The organism is Prochlorococcus marinus (assembly GCF_001180245.1).
Lineage (GTDB): Bacteria > Cyanobacteriota > Cyanobacteriia > PCC-6307 > Cyanobiaceae > Prochlorococcus_A > Prochlorococcus_A marinus_F.
In genome coordinates, this window is record NZ_CVSV01000114.1 from 1 (window position 1) to 838 (window position 838).

The 838-nt window shown below is 43.3% G+C and carries 2 tRNA genes and 2 rRNA genes; all 4 read left to right on the top strand.

Features of this window, described 5'->3' with window-relative positions:
• Positions 1-57, top strand: a 16S ribosomal RNA gene (locus AMO19_RS08685); the annotation flags it as partial.
• Positions 58-182: 125 nt separating this feature from the next.
• Positions 183-256, top strand: a tRNA-Ile gene (locus AMO19_RS04180).
• A gap of 12 nt (positions 257-268) precedes the next feature.
• Positions 269-341 (top strand) — tRNA-Ala (locus tag AMO19_RS04185).
• A 258-nt stretch (positions 342-599) separates the two neighbouring features.
• Positions 600-838, top strand: a 23S ribosomal RNA gene (locus AMO19_RS04190); the annotation flags it as partial.

Sequence of the window (838 nt, forward strand, 5' to 3'; positions counted from 1 at the left end):
GGGGTGAAGTCGTAACAAGGTAGCCGTACCGGAAGGTGCGGCTGGATCACCTCCTAACAGGGAGACAACAAAATGTTTAATATTATTATTTTGTCACCTTAGGTCGATCGGTATCTCACGTTCTTAATTTATTAAGAATTTCATTTCCTAAGTTTTTCTAGGTCACACCCATTATTTTTCCTGGGCCATTAGCTCAGGTGGTTAGAGCGCACCCCTGATAAGGGTGAGGTCCCTGGTTCAAGTCCAGGATGGCCCATATCTCTATGTTGGGGGTATAGCTCAGTTGGTAGAGCGCCTGCTTTGCAAGCAGGATGTCAGCGGTTCGAGTCCGCTTACCTCCACTGATTACCACCTCTTCCATAACCGGTAGAAAGGAAATGTTTTGAGTTGTGATCATTATTCTGAACGAATCTAGCTTCCTAATGAAATCATTAAGATGCTGGACTCATTGAATTAATTTCATTGTTTTCAGAGAACCTTGACAACTGCATAGATTATTTTTAAAGACAATAAGCATCTTTAATGATGCAGATTTATTATTTGTGCGAATGCATTAATAACAATTCTATTAAGCTGATGCTTCAATTTTTGAAGTTATTGGTCAAGCTACAAAGGGCTCACGGAGGATACCTAGGCACACAGAGGCGATGAAGGACGTGGTTACCTGCGATAAGTCTCGGGGAGTTGGAAGCACACTTTGATCCGGGAATTTCCGAATGGGGCAACCCCATGTACGGCCAACTGAATATATAGGTTGGTGCGAGCTAACCCAGCGAACTGAAACATCTTAGTAGCTGGAGGAAGAGAAAGTAAATAACGACTCCCTCAGTAGCGGCGA